3 protein-coding genes are annotated in these 2,129 nt (G+C 64.3%); all 3 read left to right on the top strand.

Translation table 11 applies throughout. The features are described 5' to 3' along the window. Positions 1–162 precede the first annotated feature (162 nt). On the top strand, positions 163–714 hold the full coding sequence (locus V6M52_RS19865) for a hypothetical protein (RefSeq protein ID WP_332702794.1): 552 nt from the start codon (positions 163–165) through the stop codon (positions 712–714). Positions 715–811: 97 nt separating this feature from the next. Beyond that, positions 812–1,042 carry a helix-turn-helix domain-containing protein gene (locus V6M52_RS19860; protein ID WP_332702791.1) on the top strand — a complete coding sequence of 77 codons (231 nt, stop codon included), beginning with the start codon at positions 812–814 and terminating at the stop codon, positions 1,040–1,042. Between the two features lie 5 nt (positions 1,043–1,047). After that, on the top strand, positions 1,048–2,129 hold a 1,082-nt coding region (locus V6M52_RS19855), incomplete at its 3' end, for a PriCT-2 domain-containing protein (protein WP_332702788.1).

The following is a 2,129-nucleotide window of genomic DNA, read 5'->3' as shown; positions in this document are numbered from 1 at the left end:
GAATCACGCGCAGGCCGGCGATGTCACCGGGAAGCATTACCTGCTAAAAGACGAGGCCCAGATGCGCGCCGGGTGGCAGGCGGTGGCGGACTGGATCGAGGTCCAGGCCGGCATCGCTGCCGGCAAGAACGTGGTGCCGATGCCCGAGCGGCCGGTGGCGGCATGAACCCCTGGCTCGATAGCCTGCTTCAGGCGGCACGCAAGGGAGATGCTGCTGCGGGGCGGGCGCTCGCACTCCACATGGCGGAGTGCCTTGAAACAGGGGAAATTCCTCCTGTCCTGCGCCAGTATTTCGCCCAGGCGCTTAGGCAGATCGGCCGTGGGGAAAAGGCGGACCGCGCGCTGAATGTTGCAGGGGCTGACAAGTTCGACCGGGACTGCGAAATCGCGCGAGAGGTATGGCGGCTCAACCACCGCGACGATGATCGGCTGCCGCTCAGGATGAATCGGGACACAGATGGTGCTTACGAGGTCGTGGCCGCTGACAATGAACTGAGCGCGGAGCGGGTCAAGCAGATTTACGACGACCTGAAATGGCTGATCGAAGCCGAGGCCCTGAGCCTGGAGCCCGACGAGCCGCGCCCTGAACATTGGCCGACTCCCCCACTGGACAACCCAGAATGGCAGAAGGCGAACAGGCGACGCATGATAGCCATGCACTTGACCCTTGCGCGGCTCGCCGAAGCACTCAACAAGCGGGATTTGTCAGGGTAGGAATTTCAGATTCCTACCATGACACCGGGTGCGCTAAAGCGTACTGTGCCTTCACCGACACCGCCAGGGTTTGGCGGGTTTTTCAAGGTGAAGCATCATGCCGCGCAAAATTTATCCGCCGCAAAAAAACGCGGCCCCTACTACGCCCTTCCTGTCTTGCGAGGAGGCGGCCGAGTATCTGCAGGTGTCAGTGCGCACCTTGGACGTTTGGCGGTGCACTCGCCGCTATCCGATCCCTTACGTGAAGGTCGGCGCCCGGGTCCGGTACCGCAAAACGGATTTAGACGCCTGGCTGGAAAGCCGAACGTCCCATGCAGCCATGGGGTGACCCCCATGGGCACTCAAGAAAAAGCCGCCGGGGCGGTGGGCGCCGGGACGATTCCAGACTGGCTGGCGCCCATCCTGGAGCGCCTGCGCCGCAACGATGGCGCCTACAAAATCAAAGGCGGCAAGCGAGCCCGTTTCAAGCCAGAGCGCGCGCCTACCGAGGATGAAATCGCCGACCACTTCAACGGTGGCGCCAAATTTGTAGGCGGCTATCTGATGGACCTCGGCGGCCGTTTTACCCGCTTGGGCGTCGTCGATCTCGACGATCACGACGGCACACTCGGCTGGGAATCTTTACAGGCGCGGGCAGATCGCGTCACCGCCGAGCTGAACAAAGCGGGATTGCGCGCCGCACGTTTCAGGTCAAGCGGCGGACATGGCATTCATCTGTGGGTCTATTGGGACACCGAGCAGGACGCCCACTCGGTGCGCATGTTACTCAAGCAATGTGTGATGGCCGCCTGCCTGCAGGTGAAGGCCGGCGTCGCCGAGGTGTTCCCGGCGCAGGACTTCATCCCCGAGGACGCTTGCGGCACTCCCGTCTTCTGGCCGGTCGAGCGGCTCGACGCAGGCGACTGGTTGCCGTCTCAGGCTGTGCCCATCAAGGCCAAGGAGCCACCGCCCGAGCGCCCCCATGTCGGCGCCTGCAGCGGCGACATGGCGCTGCTGCGCCTGGCGCTGGGCGCTATCTCCAACGAAGGCCCGGGCCAGCCCTACGGCGAGGGCGGCGAGTTCGGCTGGCTCGCAGTAGGCATGGCGTTGCATGCAGCCAGCGGGGGCAGCGCGGAGGGGCTGGGCCTTTGGCATGAGTGGAGTGGCCGCTCGCCGAAATACGATGCCGCAGATGTCGAACGCCGCTGGAGCAGCTTCAAGCCAGGCGGCGGCATCACGGCTGCCACCATCCTCAAGGAGGCCGCGAGATACGGCTTCAACGAGCACCAGGCCAGGCTCCAGATTCTCACCCCGCAGTTCCAAAAGCGGTTTCCCGCCCAGGAGGCTTCCCTCCGTAACGCAATGGAAGACCAGGGCGAGCCGCTCGACCTGTGGCAGGAACAGCCGCCCCGGAAGTTCACCGCCGGTCTGATGCC

Origin of the sequence: Devosia sp. (genome assembly GCF_036676215.1) — a bacterium.
In the GTDB taxonomy this organism is placed as follows: domain Bacteria; phylum Pseudomonadota; class Alphaproteobacteria; order Rhizobiales; family Devosiaceae; genus Devosia.
The sequence above is the reverse complement of the archived record's forward strand: the minus strand, read 5'-3'. Positions and strand labels throughout refer to the sequence as shown.